This is a genomic window from Novosphingobium clariflavum, assembly GCF_026420865.1.
GTDB lineage: Bacteria > Pseudomonadota > Alphaproteobacteria > Sphingomonadales > Sphingomonadaceae > Novosphingobium > Novosphingobium clariflavum.
In genome coordinates, this window is the sequence record NZ_JAPCWC010000004.1 from 323,091 (window position 1) to 345,728 (window position 22,638).

The 22,638-nt window shown below is 65.3% G+C and carries 25 protein-coding genes; 11 read left to right on the forward strand and 14 right to left on the reverse strand.

Annotated elements, in window-relative coordinates:
• Positions 1-170: 170 nt before the first annotated feature.
• The 10 genes from OKA11_RS07715 to OKA11_RS07760 all read right to left on the reverse strand — a co-directional run bounded on the left by OKA11_RS07715 (position 171) and on the right by OKA11_RS07760 (position 6,739).
• Positions 171-818 carry a cell wall hydrolase gene (locus OKA11_RS07715; protein WP_267219630.1) on the reverse strand — a complete coding sequence of 216 codons (648 nt, stop codon included), beginning with the start codon at positions 816-818 and terminating at the stop codon, positions 171-173.
• A gap of 190 nt (positions 819-1,008) precedes the next feature.
• On the reverse strand, positions 1,009-1,341 hold the full coding sequence (locus tag OKA11_RS07720) for a DUF1491 family protein (protein ID WP_267219631.1): 333 nt from the start codon (positions 1,339-1,341) through the stop codon (positions 1,009-1,011).
• A 3-nt stretch (positions 1,342-1,344) separates the two neighbouring features.
• Positions 1,345-1,863 carry a PaaI family thioesterase gene (locus tag OKA11_RS07725; RefSeq protein WP_379489316.1) on the reverse strand — a complete coding sequence of 173 codons (519 nt, stop codon included), beginning with the start codon at positions 1,861-1,863 and terminating at the stop codon, positions 1,345-1,347.
• Positions 1,853-2,314 carry a PTS sugar transporter subunit IIA gene (locus OKA11_RS07730; protein WP_267219633.1) on the reverse strand — a complete coding sequence of 154 codons (462 nt, stop codon included), beginning with the start codon at positions 2,312-2,314 and terminating at the stop codon, positions 1,853-1,855. The genes OKA11_RS07725 and OKA11_RS07730 overlap by 11 nt, the downstream gene beginning before the upstream one ends.
• 126 nt (positions 2,315-2,440) lie before the next feature.
• Positions 2,441-3,013, reverse strand: a complete 573-nt coding sequence (gene hpf, locus OKA11_RS07735) for a ribosome hibernation-promoting factor, HPF/YfiA family (protein ID WP_142636581.1) — start codon at positions 3,011-3,013, stop codon at positions 2,441-2,443.
• A gap of 26 nt (positions 3,014-3,039) precedes the next feature.
• Positions 3,040-3,723: a DNA polymerase III subunit epsilon gene (dnaQ, locus tag OKA11_RS07740; RefSeq protein ID WP_267219634.1), complete on the reverse strand. Its 684-nt coding sequence runs from the start codon at positions 3,721-3,723 to the stop codon at positions 3,040-3,042.
• Positions 3,724-3,773: 50 nt separating this feature from the next.
• Positions 3,774-4,385 carry a dephospho-CoA kinase gene (coaE, locus tag OKA11_RS07745; protein WP_267219636.1) on the reverse strand — a complete coding sequence of 204 codons (612 nt, stop codon included), beginning with the start codon at positions 4,383-4,385 and terminating at the stop codon, positions 3,774-3,776.
• Positions 4,382-5,272, reverse strand: coding sequence for a shikimate dehydrogenase family protein (locus OKA11_RS07750; RefSeq protein ID WP_267219637.1), 891 nt, complete (start codon positions 5,270-5,272; stop codon positions 4,382-4,384). The genes coaE and OKA11_RS07750 overlap by 4 nt, the downstream gene beginning before the upstream one ends.
• Complete coding sequence (locus tag OKA11_RS07755) at positions 5,269-5,877, reverse strand: Maf family protein (protein ID WP_267219638.1); 609 nt, start codon at positions 5,875-5,877, stop codon at positions 5,269-5,271. Before OKA11_RS07755 ends, OKA11_RS07750 begins: the two co-directional genes overlap by 4 nt.
• A 16-nt stretch (positions 5,878-5,893) precedes the next feature.
• Entirely contained in the window at positions 5,894-6,739 is an 846-nt protein-coding gene (locus tag OKA11_RS07760) for a pyruvate, water dikinase regulatory protein (protein WP_267219640.1), read from the reverse strand.
• Positions 6,740-7,085: 346 nt separating this feature from the next.
• Between OKA11_RS07760 and hemE the strand changes: the two genes are divergently transcribed.
• The 4 genes from hemE (at position 7,086) to OKA11_RS07780 (ending at position 10,907) form a co-directional block, all read left to right on the forward strand.
• Entirely contained in the window at positions 7,086-8,111 is a 1,026-nt protein-coding gene (hemE, locus tag OKA11_RS07765) for a uroporphyrinogen decarboxylase (RefSeq protein WP_267219641.1), read from the forward strand.
• A gap of 124 nt (positions 8,112-8,235) precedes the next feature.
• Positions 8,236-8,679, forward strand: coding sequence for a CopD family protein (locus OKA11_RS07770; protein ID WP_267219643.1), 444 nt, complete (start codon positions 8,236-8,238; stop codon positions 8,677-8,679).
• Positions 8,680-8,920: 241 nt separating this feature from the next.
• Positions 8,921-10,177: a transcription termination factor Rho gene (gene rho, locus OKA11_RS07775; RefSeq protein ID WP_207079598.1), complete on the forward strand. Its 1,257-nt coding sequence runs from the start codon at positions 8,921-8,923 to the stop codon at positions 10,175-10,177.
• Positions 10,178-10,229: 52 nt separating this feature from the next.
• Complete coding sequence (locus tag OKA11_RS07780) at positions 10,230-10,907, forward strand: TerC family protein (RefSeq protein ID WP_267219733.1); 678 nt, start codon at positions 10,230-10,232, stop codon at positions 10,905-10,907.
• A 52-nt stretch (positions 10,908-10,959) separates the two neighbouring features.
• Here the strand turns inward: OKA11_RS07780 and OKA11_RS07785 are convergent, their stop codons facing one another.
• The 3 genes from OKA11_RS07785 to OKA11_RS07795 are packed head-to-tail and all read right to left on the reverse strand — an operon-like array spanning position 10,960 to position 14,231.
• Positions 10,960-11,928: a quinone oxidoreductase family protein gene (locus OKA11_RS07785; protein ID WP_267219644.1), complete on the reverse strand. Its 969-nt coding sequence runs from the start codon at positions 11,926-11,928 to the stop codon at positions 10,960-10,962.
• A gap of 14 nt (positions 11,929-11,942) precedes the next feature.
• Complete coding sequence (locus OKA11_RS07790; protein WP_267219646.1) at positions 11,943-13,529, reverse strand: FMN-binding glutamate synthase family protein; 1,587 nt, start codon at positions 13,527-13,529, stop codon at positions 11,943-11,945.
• Between the two features lie 6 nt (positions 13,530-13,535).
• Positions 13,536-14,231 carry a dienelactone hydrolase family protein gene (locus tag OKA11_RS07795; protein WP_267219647.1) on the reverse strand — a complete coding sequence of 232 codons (696 nt, stop codon included), beginning with the start codon at positions 14,229-14,231 and terminating at the stop codon, positions 13,536-13,538.
• Between the two features lie 121 nt (positions 14,232-14,352).
• On the opposite strand from OKA11_RS07795, the gene OKA11_RS07800 reads away from it, so the two are divergent.
• The 6 genes from OKA11_RS07800 to OKA11_RS07825 all read left to right on the forward strand — a co-directional run bounded on the left by OKA11_RS07800 (position 14,353) and on the right by OKA11_RS07825 (position 20,262).
• Positions 14,353-14,631 carry a DUF6489 family protein gene (locus OKA11_RS07800; protein ID WP_142636605.1) on the forward strand — a complete coding sequence of 93 codons (279 nt, stop codon included), beginning with the start codon at positions 14,353-14,355 and terminating at the stop codon, positions 14,629-14,631.
• Positions 14,632-14,669: 38 nt separating this feature from the next.
• Positions 14,670-15,962 carry a tRNA uridine-5-carboxymethylaminomethyl(34) synthesis GTPase MnmE gene (mnmE, locus tag OKA11_RS07805; RefSeq protein ID WP_267219648.1) on the forward strand — a complete coding sequence of 431 codons (1,293 nt, stop codon included), beginning with the start codon at positions 14,670-14,672 and terminating at the stop codon, positions 15,960-15,962.
• 64 nt (positions 15,963-16,026) lie between these two features.
• Positions 16,027-17,874 carry a tRNA uridine-5-carboxymethylaminomethyl(34) synthesis enzyme MnmG gene (gene mnmG, locus OKA11_RS07810; RefSeq protein WP_267219649.1) on the forward strand — a complete coding sequence of 616 codons (1,848 nt, stop codon included), beginning with the start codon at positions 16,027-16,029 and terminating at the stop codon, positions 17,872-17,874.
• A complete protein-coding gene (rsmG, locus tag OKA11_RS07815) occupies positions 17,871-18,512 on the forward strand; it encodes a 16S rRNA (guanine(527)-N(7))-methyltransferase RsmG (RefSeq protein ID WP_267219650.1) in 642 nt (213 codons plus the stop codon). The genes mnmG and rsmG overlap by 4 nt, the downstream gene beginning before the upstream one ends.
• Positions 18,509-19,285, forward strand: a complete 777-nt coding sequence (locus OKA11_RS07820) for a ParA family protein (protein ID WP_142636613.1) — start codon at positions 18,509-18,511, stop codon at positions 19,283-19,285. Before rsmG ends, OKA11_RS07820 begins: the two co-directional genes overlap by 4 nt.
• The gene (locus OKA11_RS07825) at positions 19,282-20,262 is read left to right on the forward strand and encodes a ParB/RepB/Spo0J family partition protein (RefSeq protein WP_267219651.1); all 981 of its coding nucleotides are present in this window, start codon (positions 19,282-19,284) and stop codon (positions 20,260-20,262) included. Before OKA11_RS07820 ends, OKA11_RS07825 begins: the two co-directional genes overlap by 4 nt.
• A 333-nt stretch (positions 20,263-20,595) precedes the next feature.
• Here the strand turns inward: OKA11_RS07825 and OKA11_RS07830 are convergent, their stop codons facing one another.
• Entirely contained in the window at positions 20,596-21,078 is a 483-nt protein-coding gene (locus OKA11_RS07830; RefSeq protein WP_267219653.1) for a GAF domain-containing protein, read from the reverse strand.
• A gap of 62 nt (positions 21,079-21,140) precedes the next feature.
• On the opposite strand from OKA11_RS07830, the gene OKA11_RS07835 reads away from it, so the two are divergent.
• Positions 21,141-22,622, forward strand: coding sequence for a PQQ-dependent sugar dehydrogenase (locus tag OKA11_RS07835; RefSeq protein WP_267219654.1), 1,482 nt, complete (start codon positions 21,141-21,143; stop codon positions 22,620-22,622).
• The last annotated feature ends 16 nt before the right edge of the window (positions 22,623-22,638 follow it).

The window sequence follows — 22,638 nt, forward strand, 5'->3', positions numbered from 1 at the left end:
GGGAGAGGGGTTGTTTGTGAATCCGCCGTGGGCGGATTTGCGGCACCGGCCCTCTCCCCAAATACCCGCACGGGCATTTTTCAAACACGCAAACGAGAACGGGCCCGGAAGCAATGTGCTTCCGGGCCCGTTCTCTTCTGGAGGCGGGGATAAGCCCGCGATCCGCTGTCTCAGCGATAGAAGATGTGATCGTCGACCTGGGCGATCTTGGTCAGGCGCCACTTGGGCGAGACGCGCTTGGCGTGGAAGAACAGGGCGTCGTCCGCCTCGCTCTTCCAGCTTTCTTCCACTGCGATACGGGCGATGGCCAGGGCTTCGCGCCAGTCGGCCGACGACTCGCGGATGCTGGGCATGTGCTTGCCCTGCACGAACGAGAACTGGCCCGGCTGATAGACCACGCCGCAGTAGCTGGCGGGGAAACGACCGGATTCGGCGCGGTTGATGACCACGCGGCCCACGGCAAGCTGGCCTTCCAGCGTTTCGCCGCGTGCTTCGAAATAGATGGCGCCGGCAAGGCAGCGCGTCTGGCGATCGACCGAACCGCCGCTGGGCTGCATGGCAACCAGTTCGGCAAGGGAATCGGCGTCCTGCGGATCGCTTTGGGTGGCATCTTCGGCCTGGCTGTCCGTCACGGCTGCCCCGTCGGTGGGGAGGGACTGGACGACCGGCGTCGAAACGAATGCCGTCTGGGTTTCCGATTTAGCTGCAACCAGAACCGGCTGGTTTGCGGCAGCGCCCGAACCCTGTGCGCTGAAGAGGGCGGTCATAACCGTTGCAGCAAGCGCGACCACGCTTGCCCACTGCACTTTGCTTCGCATTTATTCTTGTTCAAAGGCGGTGAACCAGTCCGACGCAGGCGGGAACGAAAGGCTCTTTAGAGCGTTATCGTTCGCAAATCCTGCCGACGATTCCCCGTCTGCGTGCTAGCCAGGCGGACCGAATTGTTGCCCAAGCCGCATTCGCGTGTGAAGGGCCACTTAACTTGCGAGCCGTGCAAGTCAACCTGAATTAGCCGCCGATGCCGATGAGTCGTTCGGGCCTTGCGACGTCCAGTTCGACGATCCAGAGGTCCGGGTCCTGCGCCCCGCGCTTCTCGACATAGTTCGAAAAGTCCCGCGAATCGGGCGTTTCCTGCCGTTTCGAACAGGTCCAGGCCCGGCTGCCGTCGTGCTGCGGCATGCGTTCGTAAGCCCTTGCATCGCGACCGTTTTCGAGCAGCACGAGCATGATCGTCCCGGCGTCGCGTTCACCCTTTTGCATAACCATGCCAAACCCGCCGGCACTTTCAGCGGCACGGATCAGGGCACCGACCTCGAGGTGCGCGGGCAGGCGGGCATCCATGGGTCAGGCGACCCCGGCGTAGCCGCGCAGGCCCGAAAGCGCGATGCGCGAACGCATGAACGTGCCGGTCCCGCGCCCCACTTCGTCCCCGGATTCATCGATCAGCCGGGATTCGGCGACCAGCACGCGGCGGCGGCCACTGACCCAGCGCCCTTCGGCGACGATCGAACCGCCCTTGATGGGCTTGCTCAGCAAGAGGTTGAACGAGGTGGTCAGCAGGAAACGGTCCGTGACCAACGTATTGGCCGCATAGAAGGCGGCATCGTCGAGCATCTTGAAATAGATCGTGCCATGCGCGGCGCCCGCCGCGTGGAAGCACGCAGGATCGACATCGAACCGGATCCGCGCCAGCCCCTCACCGGGAACCTCCAGCCGCGAGGTGAACAGCGCGTTGATCGGTGCCGAGGCATAAAGGCCTTCGAGCGCCCGCCAGTGCAGGGCCGCACCGCTGGCGTCGGCTCCGCTGACTTCGGGGTCGATCCCAGACACTGTGGAACCGACCTCAGAGTCCTCAGGCGGCATCGCGGTCGATGACATTGCTGATGAGGCTGTAGATCGCCTCGGTGCCGGGCGCATCGATCAGTGCCTCGTGCATGCGTTCATCGCGCATCATGCGCGAGATCGCGGCCAGGGCATGGAGATGGGCAGCGCCCGCCGCTTCGGGCGAGAGCAGGCCGAACACGATGTCGATCGGCATGCCGTCGGCCGCTTCGAATTCCACGGGCGAATCGAGCCGGATAAACACCGCGACGGGACGGGTGATGCCGCTCATGCGGGCGTGGGGAATGGCAATTCGACGACCGAATCCGGTGCTGCCGAGCGCCTCGCGTTCGAGAATGCGGGTCAGCACCATCTCGCGGTCGAGCCCGTAGACGGTGTGGAATACGTCGGCAAGGCGGCCCAGGATGGACGCCTTGGTGTCTGCGCTGGCCGTGGTCACGGCATCGGGCAACAGAGTGAAAAGACTGCTCATTTTCGGTTCTGATTCTGATTCAAGATCGGTTGCTAATGGTTAAACGTCCACAACCCCCGGGGGTACCGGGGGCTGCTTCCTCTCCTCCGATCAGAAGTGCAGGCGCCGGGAGACGCTGTGGTCGCGTCAGTGCGGCTCGACCCAGCCAATCGAACCGTCGCCGCGGCGGTAAACCATATTATGACGGCCAGTGCCAGCGTTTTTGAACAGCAATGCCGTAGTATTACGCAGGTCCAGCATCATCACCGCGTCCGAAACCGTGGCCTCGGGAACGTCCACGCGGGTCTCGGCAATGACGACGGGGGCGTCCTCGACCTCGGCCTCGTGATCGTCTTCGACAAGCGTGTCTTCAAAGATCGTGTAGGCGGCTTCCTCGGCGGCCACGGCAAAGGCGGTCTGCTCGTGCCGGTCCTTGATGCGGCGCTTGTAGCGGCGCAGCTGCTTGTCGATCTTCTCCGATGCCTGGTCGAGCGCGACATGGGCGTCCTGGGCAAGGCCAGTGCCCTTCAGCACGAGATTCTGCATCACGTGCATGATGATATCGCAGCGGAAAGCCCCGGCGGGCGCACGACCGAATGTGACATGCGACGACAGCGCGCGGCTGAAGTACTTGTCGATGATCGTCGTCAGTCGTTCGCTGGTGTGGATCTGCAGGGCCTCGCCAGTTTCAACCTGGTGACCAGAGACGCGGATGTCCATGAGCGAATACTCCTTCTGCTATGATATCATTCACCCCAGAGCGGGGTATCGACCGACTTGAGAAACTCCCCGTGAAGAGAAAGTTCCGCTTCGGTAGCCGCGTGGGGACGCGGCTGGCGGAAGGGGCGGTCCTTGCGCACAAGGACTTTGGCTTCCGCCACGATTTCAGTGGTTTCGGCCCCCAGTTCGAGACCGATCTGGCGACCACCGCGCAGTTCAACGTAGACCTGCGCCAGCAGTTCCGCGTCTAGAAGCGCGCCGTGCTTGGTACGATGACTTCGATCAATTCCGTAGCGCGTGCAAAGCGCGTCGAGCGAAAGCTTGGCGCCCGGGTGACGCACCTTGGCCAGCGCCACCGTATCGACCATGCGCGCACGGTCGACCTTGGGCAGGCCGATCCGCTCCAGTTCGTGATCGATGAAGTTGAAGTCGAACGCGGCATTGTGCGCGATCATCGGGCTGTCCTCGATGAAGTCGAGGAAATCCTGCGCGCCTTGCGCGAACAGCGGCTTGTCGGCGAGGAAGGCGTCGGACAGCCCGTGCACCGCCTCGGCCTCGGCCGGCATCGTGCGTTCGGGGTTGAAATAGGCGTGGTAGCTACGCCCGGTCAGCACCCGGTTGACCATCTCGATGCAGCCGATTTCGACCAGTCGGTCCCCGTTCTTGGGGTCGAATCCCGTGGTTTCGGTATCGAAGATGATCTCTCGCATCTGTTCTCATATCTGCCTGCCGGGACGGCTTCGCAAGGCCCCGGGAACGATTATTCCGGTTGACCCAACGCGCGCAGGATGCGCTCCACCTCTTCCCGTGTTCCTGCATGCGACAGGCCGGTGTCGATGACATGGTCGGCACGCCTGCGTTTTTCCGCATCCGGCACCTGAAGTGCCAGAATTTGTTCGAATTTCTCCTCGGTCATGCCGGGCCTTGCCAGCACGCGGGCGCGCTGCACATCGGCCGGGGCGGAGACCACGGCCACGGCGTCGAGCCCTTCGTGGCCGCCTTTTTCGTAGAGCAGCGGAATATCGAAAACCACTAGGGGCGCATCGGCATTTTCCCTTAGGAAAATCTGCCGTTTGACCGCGACCGCGGGGTGGACGATCGATTCGAGTCGCGCCATCGCCTCGCGGTTGCCGAACACTGCCGCGCCCAGCCGGGCGCGGTCGACCCCCTGCGGCCCGGTGGTGCCGGGAAAGGCCGCCTCGATCGCGCCGAGCAAGGCCCCTTGCGGACCTTGCAGTTCATGCACCGCCGCATCGGCGTCGAAGACCGGAACCCCCAGTTCGCGCATCATCGCCGCCACGGTCGACTTGCCCATGCCGATCGAGCCGGTGAGGCCGAGGATCTTCGGGCCGGCTCTGTCGCTGCCGGTCACGCTTCCAGCCGGCGGCGCAGCTCTTCGTCGCTCGCCGCATCGCGCGGCGGCTTCACGCCGAAGAAGTGAGAGAAGGCGACGTCGGCCTGGCCGATCAGCATCGCCAGGCCATCGACCGTGGCGAATCCCGCCGCGCGCGCCGCCTGCAGGAAGGCCGTGTCGCGCGGGCTGGTGACGATGTCGTAGACCACGCTGCCCGGAGGCGCGTGGGTGAAATCGAAGGGCAGGGCCTCCTGCCCGGTCATGCCGAGCGGGCTGGCATTGACGACGAGGTCGAAACACTGCGCGCGGTCGTCAAAGGCAAAATCGGTAGGCGCGGCGAAGTGGCCGAGGTGAATCGCGTGATGGTCCTTCTGAGCGGTGAGCTCGTCCAGCATCGCGCGGGCCTTGTCCGGGTCGCGCCCGGCCAGCACCACGACAAAACCGCGCTCGGCCAGCGCCGCGACGATCGCCCGCGAGGCGCCGCCGGTGCCCAGCACCCGCGCCATGCGGAACAGGTGCGTCTCGGCAAGGCGCGATTCCAGCGGCTCGAGGAAGCCCGGCGCATCGGTGTTGTAACCGGTCAGCGTGCCGTCCGCCTCGCGCACCACGGTATTGACCGCGCCGATCCGGGCCGCCAGCGGATCGAGCCGGTCGAGCAGCGGCACGATCGCCAGCTTGTGCGGCATCGTCACGTTGCAACCGCGCCAGTCCGGATCGGTGCGGCGGGCGGCGAGATAGGCGGCCAGCCCTTCGGCGGTGACGAGGCAGCGCGCGTAGCGGGCCGCGATGCCCAGCTGCTCCAGCCAGAATCCGTGGATCACCGGCGACTTCGACTGGGCGATGGGATCGCCGATCACTTCGGCATAAGGGGTGCCGGGCTCCGGCGCGTTCCCGCTTACGGTCATTGTTCGATCTCTCCGAGACGGCGCAGCGCCGCCTGCACTTTCAGCAGCGGCATGCCGAGGATGGTGAAATAATCGCCTTCGATCTTCTCGAACAGCTGCACGCCGCGCGCCTCGATGCGAAACACGCCGACGCAGCCGGCCACTTCGGGCCATTCGGCATCGAGGTAATGCTCGATGAAACGATTCGACATGGGGATGACGTGAAGTGACGCCACGGCGTCTTGCGCCCAGACGATCTCGCCGCCGCGTGCCAGCGCCGCGGCGCTGTGGAGATTCATCGTCTTGCCCGAGAAGAACCGCAGATGCTCGGCCGCCGCCTCGCGGCTGGCCGGTTTGTCGAACCGGCGGCCGCCGCATTCGACCAGGGAATCGCTGCCCAGAACCAGTTCGCCGGAACCGGCTGTGGACATCTGCCCGGCAAGGGCAGTGGATACCGCCAAGGCCTTGGCTTTGGCCAGTTCCAGCGCCACTTCGGCCGGGCTGGCCCCCGCCAATCCCGATTCTATCCACCGCTCATCCACATCGGCAGGCTGGGTCCGGAAGGCGATGCCTGCCGCTTCGAGCATGGCACGGCGCGAGGCGCTCTGGGAGGCGAGTACGATCATCGCTGGTTCCTGGAAATCAGACCGGGCCGCCGATGTCGCGCGCCTGTGCGTCCTCGGCCTTCCGTTCGTTGTAGATATTGATGATTGCCGCCGCGGTTTCCTCGATCGAGCGACGGGTCACGTCGATCACCGGCCAGGAATTGTCCGCGAACATGCGCCGGGCATACTTCAGTTCGTCCTCGACCCTATCGCTCTTCACGTAGTCGGTGTCGGGCGACTGGCTGAGCGAGAGCAGGCGGTTGCGGCGGATCTGGATCAGGCGCTCGGGCGCGGTGGTGAGGCCGACGACCAGCGGCCGCTTCAGCCCGTAGAGCAGCGGCGGCGGCGGGCTTTCCACGACGATGGGGATATTCGCGACCTTGTAGCCGCGATTGGCGAGGTAGATCGAGGTCGGCGTCTTGCTGGTCCGCGATACCCCGGCCAGCACGATGTCGGCCTCTTCCCAGTCCTCCCAGGCAATGCCGTCGTCATGGGCAATGGTGAACTGGATCGCGTCGACCCGCGCGAAGTAGGCATCGTCGAGCCGGTGCTGGCGGCCCGGACGGCCCTTGGCTTCCTGCCCGAGCAGGGCTTCGAGCGCGTCGGTCACCCCGTCGAGCACCGCGATCGCCGGCAGGCCGAGCTGCTGGCAGCGCTCCTCCAGCCGCCCGCGGGTTTCCTCGTTGACCAGGGTGAAGAACACCAGGCCGGGATTGGCGGCGATCTCGCCCATGATCCTGTCGAGGTGCTGCTGCGAGCGGACCATCGGCCAGAAGTGGCGAAGGACATCGGAATCGTCGAACTGGGCGAGCGCGGCCTTGGCGATCATTTCCAGCGTTTCGCCGGTGGAATCCGAAAGAAGGTGAAGGTGGAAACGCGCCATTTTCGGCCTTTTTCGCGGTTTTCAGGGGGTCCACAGAGGCTCTGTGGATATGTCCCGGCATAAACCACGGGATGGATACGGTGACAACTCGCGAGGCCGTTTTCCTCCCCGTTGAACCGATTCAATGGGGTGAGTCTTAAACAAGATTCAAAACCGGCCCACAGCCTGTGGGAAACCGGGATAAAGAATCTTTGACTCAGACTCTACGGAGAGTCGCGGATGACTCTTGAACCTGTTCAGCCCGGGATAAATCGGGCAGGGTTCAGCCGTCCCCGATATCCACAGGACCAACAGACTCTATCATCCTTTTAAGAATCTTATTTTTTTGGACTGGACCTGAATCTCGATGCCTGGCCTTCTTCTCGACACCCTGCGCAAAACGAACCCGGGCAAGCGCCCGATCTGGCTCATGCGCCAGGCGGGTCGCTACCTTCCCGAGTACCGCGCCCTGCGCGCCGACAAGGGCGGATTCCTCGCGCTCGTCTATGACACCGACGCTGCGGCCGAGATCACGCTCCAGCCGATCCGCCGTTTCGGATTCGACGGTGCGATCCTGTTCTCCGACATCCTCATCGTGCCCTACGCGATGGGCCAGGACCTTCAGTTCCTCGCCGGCGAAGGCCCCAAGCTCTCGCCGCGCCTGGTCGACAGCGCCCTCGGCGGCCTTTCCGCCGTGCCCGAGCGGCTGACTCCGATCTACGAGACCGTGCGCAAGGTTCGCGCCGCCCTCGATGCCGACAAGACGATGCTCGGCTTTGCAGGAAGCCCCTGGACGGTCGCTACGTACATGTGCGCGGGCGAAGGCAGCCGGGACCAGCATGAGACCCGCGCCATGGCCTATCGCGACCCTACGGCCTTTGCGGAGATCATTCAGGCTATCGTGGGGGTGACTGTCGAATATCTCAGAGGCCAGATCGAGGCCGGGGCTGAGGCCGTGCAGTTGTTCGATTCATGGGCAGGCTCGCTTTCGCCCGCGCAGTTCGAGCAATGGGTGATCGCGCCCAATGCCGCCATCGTCGCCGCGATCAAGGCGCGCCATCCCGAGACTCCGATCATCGGCTTCCCCAAGGGGGCCGGCGAAAAATTGCCCGCCTATGCCCGCGAGACCGGGGTGGACGCGGTCGGAATCGACGAGACGATCGACCCCGTCTGGGCTGCGCGCGCATTGCCGCAGGGCATGCCGGTGCAGGGCAATCTCGATCCGCTGCTGCTGCTGGCGGGCGGCGAGGACCTCGAGACCGGCGCGCGCCGCGTGCTCGATGCCTTTGCCGACCGGCCGCACGTGTTCAATCTCGGGCACGGAATCGGTCAGTTCACGCCGATCGAGAACGTCGAGGCCTTGCTGCGCATCGTGCGCGGCTGGTCGCGCTGAGCGAGGCCCTCCCGCGTCAGGGAGGGCTTCAACCCACTGGAATCACCTTGAACCGCGCGGGGCGAGGGTGCAGGAGAGGCGCGATCGCCCTCCCACTGCCGCTCCAACGAGACTCCGCGCGCCGATGCAGGAAACGCTCTCCATGCTCTATCTCTGGCTGAAAGCCGGACATGTCATCTTCGTGATCTTCTGGATGGCCGGTCTGTTCATGCTGCCGCGCTATTTCGTCTATCACCAGGAAGCCGAGCCGGGTTCGGCGGAAGCGGCGCGCTGGATCGACCGCGAGGCGAAGCTGCGCAAGATCATCCTGACGCCCTCGCTGATCATGGTGTGGATCTTCGGCCTGGCCACGGCCTTCTCGATCGGTGCCTGGAGCCAGGGCTGGCTGCATGCCAAGCTGCTGTTCGTGCTGGGTCTTTCCGGCTACCACGGCTGGCTGGTCGGCTATGCGAAGAAGCTGGCCAAGGGCGAACGGGTACTGACCGGCAAGCAGCTGCGCCTGCTCAACGAGATTCCCGGCCTCGCCGCCGTGGTCATCGTCATTCTCGCGGTGGTCAAACCCTTCTGACCCCTGCGCCCGCGCCGAAGGCGGCGCGGGACCGTCGACCGGGGCGCGCCGCGCGCGATCCATTGGGCGCAGACGCCGTCCGCCCTGTGGATCGCGCGTTGACCCAAAGCCGTATAATCCCTATTCGAGCGCTGTCCCGGCACAGGGCGGCGAGCCCATTCTCCTGCCCGGATCCGCTTTCCCCAAGCCCATCCGATCCGCCGGCCGACCTCCATACATTTTCCATTCGGAAACCAGAAAAATGCATCTCAAGGAACTCAAGAAGAAATCGTCGGCCGAACTGGTCGAAATGGCAGAGGAACTGGGCGTGGAAGGCGCATCGACGCTGCGCCGCCAGGACCTGATGTTCGCCATTCTCAAGGAAGTGGCCGAGGACGGTGAGGAAATCATCGGGCAGGGCACGATCGAAGTGCTGCCGGACGGCTTCGGCTTCCTGCGCAGCCCCGAGGCGAATTACCTTGCCGGTCCCGACGACATCTACGTCTCGCCCAACCAGGTCCGCAAATGGGGCCTGCGCACGGGTGACACCGTCGAAGGCGAAATCCGCGCCCCCAAGGACGGCGAGCGCTATTTCGCGATCACCAAGCTCATCAGCGTCAACTTCGACAATCCCGACGTGGTGCGCCACCGCGTCAACTTCGACAACCTGACGCCGCTCTATCCCGACCAGCGCCTGAAGCTCGACACCTCGGACCCGACGGTCAAGGACAAGTCGGCCCGCGTGATCGATCTCATCAGCCCGCAGGGCAAGGGCCAGCGCGCCCTGATCGTGGCGCCGCCGCGCACCGGCAAGACCGTGCTGCTGCAGAACATCGCCAAGGCCATCACCGACAACCATCCGGAAGTCTTCCTGCTGGTGCTGCTCGTCGACGAGCGCCCGGAAGAAGTCACCGACATGCAGCGCAGCGTGAAGGGCGAGGTGATCTCCTCGACCTTCGACGAACCCGCCCAGCGCCACGTCCAGGTCGCCGAAATGGTGATCGAGAAGGCCAAGCGCCTCGTGGAACACAAGCGTGACGTCGTGATCCTGCTGGACTCGATCACCCGTCTCGGCCGCGCCTACAACACCGTGGTGCCAAGCTCGGGCAAGGTGCTGACCGGCGGTGTCGACGCCAACGCCCTGCAGCGCCCCAAGCGCTTCTTCGGTGCCGCGCGCAACATCGAGGAAGGCGGTTCGCTCTCGATCATCGCCACCGCGCTGATCGACACCGGGAGCCGCATGGACGAAGTCATCTTCGAAGAGTTCAAGGGCACCGGTAACTCGGAAATCGTCCTCGACCGCAAGGTGGCGGACAAGCGCATCTTCCCGGCGCTCGATGTCGGCAAGTCGGGCACGCGCAAGGAAGAACTGCTGGTTCCCAAGGACCAGCTCACCAAGATGTGGGTCCTGCGCCGTATCCTCATGCAGATGGGCACGGTCGACGCGATGGAGTTCCTGCTCGACAAGATGAAGGACTCCAAGACCAACGAGGACTTCTTCTCGACGATGAACCAGTAAGCGAGGATCGGGGGGCGTGAGCATTCTCGATACTCTTGCCGCGACCGCCGCGATGGGCGGTCCGGCGGGGATCTGGCACCATATCGTCACCGATTTCTCGAACCTGGGGACGCCGGCAGCGATGTCGGCGTTCCTGCAGGTGCTGATGATCGACGTGGTGCTGGCGGGCGACAATGCCATCGTCGTCGGCGCCCTGGCCGCGGGACTGCCGGCAGAGCAGCGCAAGAAGGTGATCGCCATCGGTGTGATCGCGGCGCTGGTCATGCGCATCGGCTTTGCGCTGGTGGTGACCTGGCTGCTGGGCATCGTCGGCCTGGTCTTCGCGGGCGGACTGCTGCTCTTGTGGGTGGCGTGGAAGATGTTCCGCGAGATCCGCGGCGGCGAGCATTCGCAGGGTTCCCCCGAGATCGAGGGGGACGAGCATTCCGGCGTCAATCCGGCCAAGAGTTTTGCCGGAGCGGCGATTTCCGTTGCCGTGGCCGACATCTCGATGTCGATCGACAACGTGCTGGGCGTGGCAGGGGCGGCGCGCGATCATCCCGGAATCCTGATCGTCGGCCTGATCGTGGCGGTGGCGCTGATGGGCGTCGCGGCCAATTTCATCGCCCGGTACATCGAGCGTTACCGCTGGATCGCCTGGATCGGCCTGGTGGTGATCCTCTACGTGGCGGTGAAGATGATCTACGAAGGCTGGATCGATCCGCAGCTGGGCATCATCACCCTGATGTGATCCAGAAACAGGGAAGGGCCCGGGAGCAAGACTCCCGGGCCCTTTTTGGTGTTCAGGGAACGAGGACGGTGGACCCCGTCGTCGCCCGCGCCTCCAGGGCCCGGTGGGCCTCGGCGGCATCCTCGAGCCGGAAGGTCTGCCCGATCCGGGGCGACAGGACGCCATTGGCGATCCGGTCGAACAGTTTTTTCGCGCTCACCGCCAGTTCCTCGGGCGTGGCGACATAATCGGCGAGAGTCGGGCGGGTGAGATAGAGCGAACCGGCGCGCATGAGGTCGAGCGGGGGCAGCGGCGCTACCGGGCCCGAGGCATTGCCATAAGTCACCATGAGCCCGCGCCGACGCAGCGAGGCGATCGAGGCGTTCCACGAAGACGCGCCGACCCCGTCGTAGACGACATGGCACATCGCGCCGGACGTGATTTCGCGGACCTTCTCAGGCAAATCATTGAAATCGCAGGACAGCGAATGCTCGCCGGGGACTCCTGCGGCCTTTTGCGGCGAACCGCTATGGGCGATCACGGTGACGCCCTTGTCGAGCAGCCAGGGCACCAGCAGCGAACCGACACCGCCCGCGGCCGAATGCACCAGTGCGATATGGCCGGCGGTGGCGGGGAAGGTATCTTCGGCAAGATAACAGGCCGTCAGGCCCTTGAGCATGACGGCAGCGGCGATCTCGGGGGCGATTCCCTCCGGGATGCGCATGGCCTTGTCCGCCTTCAGCAACCGGTGCGTGGCATAGGCGCCGCCGGCGCTGGTGGTGCCGATCCGGTCGCCGATGGCGAAGTCCGCAATGCCGTCACCCAGCGCAATGATCCGCCCGACGCTTTCGGAGCCGAGGCTGATCGGCAAGGGATCGGGATAGAGGCCCTTGCGGTAATAGGTATCGATGAAGTTGAGGCCGACGGCTTCGGTCTCGATGACGATCTCGCCGATGCCGGGGGCGGGCACGGTGAAGTCTTCGCGTTCGATCACGTCGGGGCCGCCATGCTGGCGGGCGATCATCCGGTATCCGGTAGTCATCAGATTGGGGTCCTTCAGAACACGCGGCGGAAGGTATCCGCCCGCGCCACCTTCCACGCGCGTGCGTAAGGCGTGGAGTCGGGATCGGCGAGGAGCTCGCCGGGCTTGAGAAAGGGATAGACCTCATCGAGCGGACCGGCCTTGGCACTGTCGATGCGCTGGTACATGTCGTGCTGGTTGAGGTCCCAGGGACTGTCGTAACCCATCGAGACGACGATCTCGCGCAGGGCTTTGAGCGTTTCCTTCTGGAAGCGGGCGACACGCTGGGCCTTGTCCTCGACCACCAGGCCGCGCTGGCGCCACAGCGACTGGGTGGCGACCCCGGTCGGACAGGCGCCGGTATGGCACTTCATCGATTGCACGCAGCCCAGCGCGAACATGAAGCCGCGCGCGGCATTGCACCAGTCGGCGCCCAGCGCGAAGGCGCGGGCCATGCCGGCGCCGGAATGAATCTTGCCCGATGCACCGATCCGCACCCGGTCCTTCAGGTTGGCGCCGACGAGGGCATTGCGCACCAGCATCAGCCCTTCGCGCAGCGGCATGCCGACATTGTCGGTCAGTTCCTGCGGCGCCGCACCGGTGCCGCCCTCGGCACCGTCGACGACGATGAAGTCCGGGGTGATTCCGGTTTCGATCATCGCTTTTACCAGCGCCATGATCTCGTGCGGCTGGCCGACGCAGAGCTTCATGCCGGCGGGCTTGCCGCCCGACAGGGTGCGCAGCTGCACAATCCATTCGAGCAGTTCGATCGGTGTCGAGAAGGCCGAGTGCGCGGCGGGGGAGAGGCAGTCCTTGCCGGCTTCCACCTTGCGTGTCTCGGCGATTTCCTGCGTGACCTTGGGGCCGGGCAGGACACCGCCGTGGCCGGGCTTGGCACCCTGGCTGAGCTTGATCTCGACCATCTTCACCTGATCGCTCTCAGCCTGCCGGGCAAAGAGGTCGGGATCGAAAGTGCCGTCCGGGTGGCGGCAGCCGAAATAGCCGCTGCCCAGTTCCCAGATCAGATCGCCTCCATACGTGCGGTGATAGGGGCTGATCGAACCTTCGCCGGTGTCATGTGCGAATCCGCCCAGGGCCGCACCCTTGTTGAGCGCCTCGATCGCATTGGCGGAGAGCGAGCCGAAGCTCATCGCCGAGATGTTGAGCAGGGCGCTTTCGTAAGGCTTGCTGCAATGCTCGCCGCCGATCTTCACGCGCCAGTCCCGGGCGGCATTCTCGTTCGGGGCGATCGAATGGCCGAGCCATTCGTATTCGTCGGAATAGACGTCGAGCTCGGTACCCATCGGATGCGAGTCGTTCTCGCCCTTCGAGCGGGCATAGACGAGGCTGCGTTCCTCGACGGTGAAGGGGCGGCCTTCGCGGTCACCCTCGACGATATAGGCGCGCAGGTAGGGGCGCAGGTCTTCGAAGAGCCATCGCATACGGGCGATGAGCGGATAGTTGCGCCTCAATGCGTGGCGGCCCTGCACGAAGTCCCAGAGGGTCAGCAGTAGGACCGGCACCATGAGCCACAGGGCCCCGCGCCACCATGGAAGGAACCAGCAGGCGGCTGTGAGAGACACGACCACGAGCGGGACGGCGTAGCGCGGGGCAAGGGTCATCGCGGTTTAGCCGATATGCTCCGCAAAGAACGCCTCGGTTCGGCCATCCGCCAGGGCAGCGCCGGCTTCGTCGCGGCGGGCGCCGATCTCGGCGGCAAAGCCGTGGTCGAGCCCTTCGTAGTCCCAGAGGGTGACCCGGGCATGGTCATCGAGCCCGTCGTGGATCGCCTTCTGTGCGGCGGTGTCGACAAAGTGATCGGCGGTGGGAATGTGCAGCATCAGCGGACGGGCGATCGCGTGCTTCTCGTTCAGCATCTGGTCGATCATCACGCCGTAATAGCCAACCGAGGCATCGATGTCGGTGCGCGCGGCGACCATGTAGGCGATCCGGCCGCCCATGCAGAAGCCGACGAGGCCGACCTTGGCCACATCCTGGTCGCGGCGGATCCAGTGAATCACCGCCTCGAGATCGCGAATGCCGAGATCGAAGTCATGGCCCATCATGTAGTCGATCGCCTGCTTGAACTCGCCTTCGTCATAAGGGCTGAGTTCGACACCGGGCTTCTGGCGCCAGAAGGTGTCGGGGGCGACCGCGAGATACCCCTTGGCGGCCCAGCCATCGGCCTTCTGGCGAATACCGGCATCGACGCCGAAGATCTCCTGCTGGACGATGATCGCGCCGCGCGGGGTGCCTTCGGGGCGGGCGACGTAAGCGGGAATCAGGCCCTTGCCGTCGAGCGTGGGGATTTCGGTGTTGGTCATGGGGAGTCTCCTGAGAACCTTCGGGTCTTTGGAACCGTTTGTCGGAGGTAGGCCCGGGCGATGGACTTTGCCAGCGCACTGTGCCAGCTATGATGCAGAAATTCCAAGCGGGAGCGCGGTGATGAAGGTCAATGTCGAGGTAGAATGCTCGCCCGAAGAGGCCCGCCGCTTCCTTGGCCTGCCCGATGTGACCAAGGCCAACGAGGTCTATGTCGATGCGCTGAGCAAGGCGATGCAGGGCGTCGGCAGCGTCGATCAGCTTCAGGAACTGACCAAGCAGGTCGCGCCGATGGGCGAATTCGGGCTGAAGCTGTTTCAGCAGCTGATGGAAAGCGGTGCCGCCATGGCGCTGAGCGGCGTGCTCAATCCGCAGGGTGGCAAGCCCAAGAAGGACAACTGAGCCTTCACGAGCGGAGCCGCTCGGGCTAGGCGGGGTCCATGTCTGACACCGTCTCCGCCTCCACCATCTTTGCCTTGTCGAGCGGTGCACCGCCGGCTGCCATTGCCATCATTCGTGTGAGCGGCCCCGAGGCCGGGGCTGCCCTGTCCGCTCTGGCGGGGGCGCTGCCCGAACCCCGCCGGGCGCGCTACCGCGTGCTGCGGGACCGCGAAGGGGCCGTGCTCGACCAGGCGCTGGTGCTGTGGTTCCCGGGACCGGCGACGGCCACCGGCGAGGACCTGGCCGAATTTCATCTTCATGGCGGCAGGGCGGTGGTCACCGCCGTCGAGGCGGAACTGGCCCAACTGCCGAAGTTGCGCCGCGCAACTCCGGGTGAATTCACCCGCCGCGCCTTCGCCAATGGCCGGATCGATCTCGCCGAGGCCGAGGGCCTGGCGGACTTGCTCTCCGCCGAGACCGAACTGCAGCGCCGGTCGGCGCTGGCGATGGCGGGCGGCGCCTTCTCGCGGCAGGTCGAGCAATGGCGCGACCGGGTGCTGCGCGCTTCGGCTTCGGTCGAGGCGGTGCTCGACTTTGGCGACGAGGATGACGTTGCCGATCTGCCTGCGGACTTCATCGCCCAGCTTGCCGATCTGCGCGGAGAACTTTCGGCCTGGCTCGACCGGCCGCGAGCCGAGGCGCTGCGCGAGGGCTACCGGGTGGTGCTGGCGGGGCCGCCCAACGCGGGCAAGAGCACTCTGTTCAATGCGCTGGTGGAGGACGAGGCGGCGATCACGTCTCCGCTTGCCGGCACCACACGCGATGTGCTGACGCGCGCCGTCTCGATTGGCGGCGTGCCGTTCCTGTTCGGGGATACGGCCGGGCTGCGGGACGAGACGGGTGACGTGATCGAGGCCATCGGCATCTCGCGCGCCCGCGATGCGCTGGACCGGGCGGACCTCGTACTCTGGCTCGGGCCGGAAGGGGAGGGGCCGGAGGCGGCGTGGGAGATCGCCGCTCAGGCCGATGTGTTCCACGTGGAACACAAGGCTGAGGCGCGCCACCGGATCTCGGCGGTGACCGGTGAGGGCATGGACGCTCTGCGCACTGATCTTGTCGAGACGGCACGCAAGGCGATGCCGCGTCCCGGCGACGCGGCTTTGAATGCGCGTCAGCATGCTCTTGTCGGCGAAGCGGAACGGGCGCTCGCCGCAGCGGGACGGGAGAGTGATCCGCTGCTGGTGGCCGAGGCGCTGCGTCTGGCGCGTGTGGCGTTCGATGCGCTGATCGGCCGGGCGACCACCGAGGACATGCTCGATGCCCTGTTCGGACGGTTCTGCATCGGCAAGTGAATGCAGTGTGTTCCACGTGGAACACACCTTTGACCTGATTCCCGCTTTCGAGTAAGCGCGTTGGATGCATTCCTTCGACGTGATCGTGATCGGCGGCGGCCATGCCGGCTGCGAGGCAGCGGCCGTGGCCGCTCGCATGGGCGCGCGCGTGGCGCTTGTCAGCTTCGACATCGACGCCGTCGGCGCGATGAGCTGCAATCCTGCCATCGGCGGATTGGGCAAGGGCCACCTCGTGCGCGAGGTCGATGCCTTTGACGGACTCATCGGCCGGGCGGCCGATGCGGCGGCGATTCACTATCGCATGCTCAATCGCTCGAAGGGCAGCGCGGTGCAGGGCCCGCGTGTCCAGGCCGACCGCAAGCTGTTCAAGGCGGCGATCCACCGGATGCTGAAAGAGCAGGGGGATCTGACTCTGGTCGCGGGCGAAGCCGCCGCGCTGGTGATGGAGCAGGGCAGGGTGGTCGGCATCGATCTGGCCGATGGCTCTCGCCTCGATGCGCGCGCGGTCGTGCTCTGCACCGGCACCTTCCTTGGCGGGACTCTGTTCCGGGGCGAGGAACGCATGGTCGGTGGCCGGATCGGCGAAAGCTCGGCGCAGAAGCTGGCGGCGCAATTGCGCGAGGCCAAGCTGCCGATGGCCCGCCTTAAGACGGGGACGCCGCCGCGTCTCGATGGTCGCACGATCGACTGGGCGCGGCTGGGCGAGCAGCCCTCCGATGTCGATCCCTGGACGATGTCGGCCATGGGGCAGCGCCGCGAAGTGCCGCAGGTGTTCTGTGCGATCACGCGGACGAACCCGCGCACGCATGAAGTGATCCGCTCCAACCTCCATCGCTCGCCGTTGTTCTCGGGCGCGATCGGGGCACAGGGACCGCGTTATTGCCCTTCGATCGAAGACAAGATTCACCGCTTTGCCGACCGTGACGGCCACCAGATTTTCCTTGAGCCCGAGGGCCTCGACAATCCGCTGGTCTATCCCAACGGCGTGAGTACCTCGCTGCCCGCCGACGTTCAGCTGGACATGCTGCGCACGATGGAAGGGCTGGAACGGGTGGAGATGGTCGTCCCCGGTTATGCGGTCGAGTACGATCACATCGATCCCAGGGCGCTGCGCACGAGTCTGGAACTGCGCGAGATGGCCGGTCTCTATTGTGCCGGTCAGATCAATGGCACGACCGGATACGAGGAAGCCGCGGCGCAAGGGCTGGTCGCCGGCATGCATGCAGCCGCTGCGGTCCTGGGCCGAGAGCCTGCTCCGCTGGACCGGGCCAACAGCTACATGGCGGTGATGATCGACGATCTCACCCTGCACGGTGTGAGCGAGCCCTATCGCATGCTCACCGCGCGCGCCGAGTACCGTCTGCGCCTTCGCGCCAACAATGCCACCACCCGGCTGACACCGCTGGCTATCGATGCCGGCGCGGTCGGCCCGGCTCGACGGGAATGGTTCGCCCGCCGCCTGGAAGCGCGCGCCGAACTGGAAGCGGCTTTTGATGCGCCCGTAGCCTCTGCCGAAATGGCGCAGGCGGGCCTGCCGGTCCGTCCCGACGCCGGCCGTCTGCCCATTCGCGAGTGGTTGCGGTTCGGCGGTGTCGATCTGGCCGGGCTCTCGCCATGGATCGCCAGCGCGCATCTCGCCGATTCCGCACTGGCGGAAGAACTGGCCGAGGATGCAGCCTATGCGCCTTACCTTGACCGGCAGGAACGCGAGCTGCGCGATCTGCGTGCGAGCGAATCCCTGCCGCTCCCCGACGATTTTCCCTATGCCGAGATTCCCGGCCTCTCGCGCGAGATGGTCGAGCGACTGACCAGGGCGCGACCGGAAACGCTCGCCGCCGCTGGTCGGATTCCCGGAATCACTCCCGCAGCGCTTGCCGCGCTGCTTGTCCATGCCCGCAAGGAAGCAGCGTGATTTCCACTGAAGACGAAGCGCGTGACTGGCTGCGCGCTCTGCCCGAATACGACCAGGCCGCGCAGGAGCGGCTGGAGATTCTGGTCCGCATGCTGGCCGAAGAGAACACCCGGCAGAATCTGGTATCGGCCGCCAGCCTCGATCAGGTCTGGCTGCGACACATCGTCGACAGTGCCCAGCTGCTGCCGCATGTTCCACGTGGAACATCGTCGCCCTGGATCGACCTCGGCACCGGCGCGGGTTTCCCCGGTCTGGTGATCGCGGCGCTGCGTCCCGAGTGCGAAGTGCTGATGGTCGAATCGCGCGCGCGGCGAATCGAGTGGCTCGATCGCGCCCGACTGGCGATGGGGCTCGACAAGGCGAGGGTGCTTGGCCAGCGTCTGGAACTGGTAGAAACACGTGAGGCGCGCGTGATCTCGGCGCGCGCTTTTGCGCCGCTGGAAAAACTCCTCACCTTATCCGCGCGGTTTTCCACAAGCGACACGGTCTGGCTGTTGCCCAAAGGGCGGTCCGCACAGCAAGAATTGGACGACCTTCGCAAATGGCGGCATGTGTTCCACGTGGAACAGTCCCTGACGGATCCGCAAGCGGGCATCATTGTCGGCACGCTGGCCGGCGGGAAGGGTAAGACCAAGTGATCCGTATCGCGATTGCCAACCAGAAGGGCGGTGTCGGCAAGACCACGACGGCGATCAACATCGCCACCGCGCTCGCCGCCACTGGCTGGAAAACGCTGCTGATCGACCTCGACCCGCAAGGCAACGCTTCGACGGGGATCGGCATTTCCGCAGCGGAACGAACCGCCTCATCCTATGACGTGCTGGTCGATCGCGCCCGGGTTGCCGAATGCGTGATGGAAACCAAGATTCCCGGCCTCGACCTGCTGCCGGCGACGGTGGACCTCTCGGGCGCCGAGATCGAACTGGTCAACGCCGAAGACCGCGCCAATCGCCTGCGCACGCAGCTGCGCCCCGATCTGGGCTATGACGTCTGCCTGATCGATTGCCCGCCTTCGCTGGGCCTGCTGACGCTCAACGCGCTGACGGCGGCGGATACCCTGCTGGTGCCGCTGCAGTGCGAATTCTTCGCGCTCGAAGGTTTGAGCCAGCTGCTGCAGACCGTCGAGCGGGTGCAGCAGCGCTTCAACCCCGATCTTGGCATCATCGGCATCGCGCTCACCATGTTCGACCGCCGCAACCGCCTGACCGACCAGGTCTCCGAAGACGTGCGTTCGGTGCTGGGCTCGCTGGTGTTCGAAACCACGATCCCGCGCAACGTGCGCCTGTCGGAAGCGCCGAGCCACGGCGTGCCGGCTCTCATCTATGACCACACCTGTGCCGGCAGCCGCGCCTACATGGCGCTTGCCCGCGAACTGATCACCCGACTGCCCGAGAAGAGGAAAGCGGCATGAGCGAAGAATCCATCGTCGGCGTCCCCCAGCAGGACGCTGTAGCTGCGGAAAAGCCATCGCCGGTCCGTCAGAAGCCCAAGGGGCTGGGGCGCGGCCTGGGGGCGTTGCTCGGTGAAACCCGGCGCGAGGAACCGCTTTCGGCGGGCGGCGAGAGCGCTGGTGCGCCCGCGACGCGGGCGGGTGGGCTTGCTGTCCTGGCGATTTCCGACATCACCCCGCATCCCGATCAGCCGCGCCGGATCTTCGACGAGGAAGCGCTGGAGGAACTTGCCGCCTCGATCGCGCATCGCGGGGTCATTCAGCCGATCATCGTGCGGCCGATGCCGCGGGGCGGCTATCAGCTCGTTGCCGGTGAACGCCGCTGGCGGGCCGCGCAGAAGGCGCAGCTGCACGAGATTCCAGCGCTGGTGCGTGAGCTCACCGAGCGTGAGGTCATGGCGCTGGCGCTGATCGAGAACCTCCAGCGCGAGGATCTCAACCCCATCGAAGAGGCGCGCGCCTACAACCGCCTGGCCGAATTCGAAGGCATGACCCAGGCCGAGATCGCCCGCATGGTCGACAAGAGCCGCAGTCATATCGCCAACTTCCAGCGCCTGCTGGCACTGCCTGACGGCGTGATCGCGAAAGTCGAGAATGGCAGCCTGTCGATGGGGCACGCGCGTGCCCTGATCGGCTGCGACGATGCCGAGGAAATCGCCGAGGCCGCGATCGGCAAGCAGATGTCGGTGCGCGACGTCGAGAAGCTGGTGCGCAAGAAGCTGCGCGGCGACGTGGCACCGCGCCGGGCGCGTACGGCGCGCAGCGCCACCGAGGACGCCGACATCGCCGCCGTGCAGAACCACCTCGAGGAATTCCTCGGCATGCCGGTGAAGATCAGCGCCGATGCCGATCCCAAGTCGGGGACGGTGACGATCCGTTACGCGACGCTCGATCAGCTCGATCTGGTGTGTCAGCGTCTGACCGGCGGCGCCATTTAGAGCGTTTTCTAATCAGGTGGAATCACCTGATGACTCGGAAAACGCGTAAAACTAAAATCTTAGAGCATTTGATCCGATGCAATCGGATCGGAAACTGCTCTAAGAAAAGAGGATGATTCTGGGGCCATCGGCCCCAGACCCCATTACCGTCTTCGTCGCGTCTCGCACGATCGGTTGAGCTTGAATTGCAGCGCTTGGTCATTGAACGCCCTGGGGGCGCCAGTCTCTGCAATGGGCTGCGCCACCGATAGGCGAGGCGCGACGAAGACGGTAAGGGGGGGGCAGGGGGTGTTGACCCCCTGCGTCATTCTTCAAAACATTGATCGAATTGAATTAAATCGCCTCGGCAACCGCCGCCGCGAAACGCTCGATCCCCGCAGCATCCTCAGCGTCGAAACGGCCGGGCAGGGGGCTGTCGAGGTCGATCACCGCGATCACCTTGCCCTCGCGCAGCACCGGCACCACCAGTTCCGAGCGGCTTGCCGCATCGCAGGCGATATGGCCGGGGAAGGCGTGGACGTCGGGCACGACCTGGGTCTCGCCGCTTTGTGCCGCCGTGCCGCAGACGCCCTGGCCGAAGGGGATGCGGATGCAGGCAGGCTTGCCGATGAAGGGCCCGAGCACCAGTTCGCCTTCGACGTTGCGGTAGAAGCCGGACCAGTTGAGGTCGGGCAGGTACTGCCAGAGCAGTGCGGCGAGGTTGGACATGTTGGCGACCGGGTCGGGCTCGCCGGCGACCAGTGCCTGCGCTGCCTCGGCAAGTTCGCCATAGAGTTCGGGCTTGGGCGTGCCGCCCTTGGGTGCGAAGTCGTACATGACGCCGGGGTTACTCCAAGTCCTTGTTGCCGCCTAGCCGGTGCAGGCTTATTCCATGCGCCATGCGCTCGATACTCATCAAAGTCGCCGTCGTCCTGCTGCTGATCGTCCTCGCCGTTGTCGGGGTGATTGCTTGGGCGCAGTATTCCAACACGTCCGACCTGCCGCTCGACGCGACGACGGGCAAGGACCCGAAGCTGGTCGAGGCCGATCCGCAGACCATTCCCAGCGTCAAGCTGGTGAGTACGGTGGGCTGGGCTCAGGGCGAGAAGCCCACGGCGGCGCCGGGTCTGGCCGTCAGCCGCTTCGCCGAAGGCCTGGACCATCCCCGCACGATGCTGACCCTGCCCAATGGCGACGTGCTGGTGGCCGAGGCCAATGCGCCTGCCGGAAACAAGCCCAGCGGCATCACCGGCATGGTGATGGGCTGGATGTTCAGCCAGGTCGGTGCCGACGTGCCGTCGCCCGACAAGATCGTGCTGCTGCGCGATGCCGATGGTGACGGCAAGGCCGAGACCCGCGCGGACTTCCGCACCGCGGACATGCATTCGCCTTCGGGCATGGCCTACCGCGACGACAAGCTCTACATCGCCAACCATGACGCCGTGCTCGAATTCGCCTTCACCCCCGGCGAGACCAAGCTGGTCGGCAAACCGCTGCGCAAGATGATGGACCTGCCGGCGGCCGGCAATCACTGGATGCGCAACCTGCTCATGAGCGAGGACGGCGAGCATCTCTACGTTGCCGTCGGTTCGGCCACCAACATCGCCGACAACGGCATGGAGGCCGAGTCCGGCCGTGCGGCGATCTGGGAGATCGACGTCGCGACCGCCAAGGTCCGCCAGTTCGCGGCCGGCATGCGCAATCCCAACGGCATGGGCTGGAATCCCTCGACGGGAGAACTCTGGGCCACCGTGCAGGAGCGCGACATACTCGGCCCCGATCTGGTGCCGGATTATCTGACCAGCGTTCCGGTCGGCTCGCAGTATGGCTGGCCGTGGATCTACTGGAAGACCACCTTCGACGACCGCGTCCAGTGGCCGATGCAGACCTACATGCTCGAATATACCCGCAAGCCCGAATACGCGATGGGTGCCCATGCGGCGGTGCTGGGCATGGTCTTTGCCAAGGGCGGCATCGTGCTGGGCGACACGTATGCCAACGGTGCCTTCGTGGCACGCCACGGTTCGTGGAACCGCCGCCCGGCGGTGGGCTACGACGTGGTCTTCGTGCCCTTCGACAAGAACGGCAATCCCAAGGACGTAAAGCCGATTCCGGTGCTCTCGGGCTTCCTCAAGGACGCCTCGCACACGCGCGGCCGCCCGACCTGGCTGGCCTTCGACAAGACCGGCAGCCTGCTGGTCAGCGACGATACGGCGGGCATGATCTGGCGCGTCAATGCGCCGGGGGCCAAGCCGGCCGCCGCGATCACGGCGGTCGAGACCGAGCACATGAAGCCGCTCAAGGAACTGAAGGATCCCACGGTTCCTGGCGTCGACACGATCGCCGGTTTCAAGAAGGGACCGGACCGCGTGCTGCCCTGACCGGCAGACCTGCATG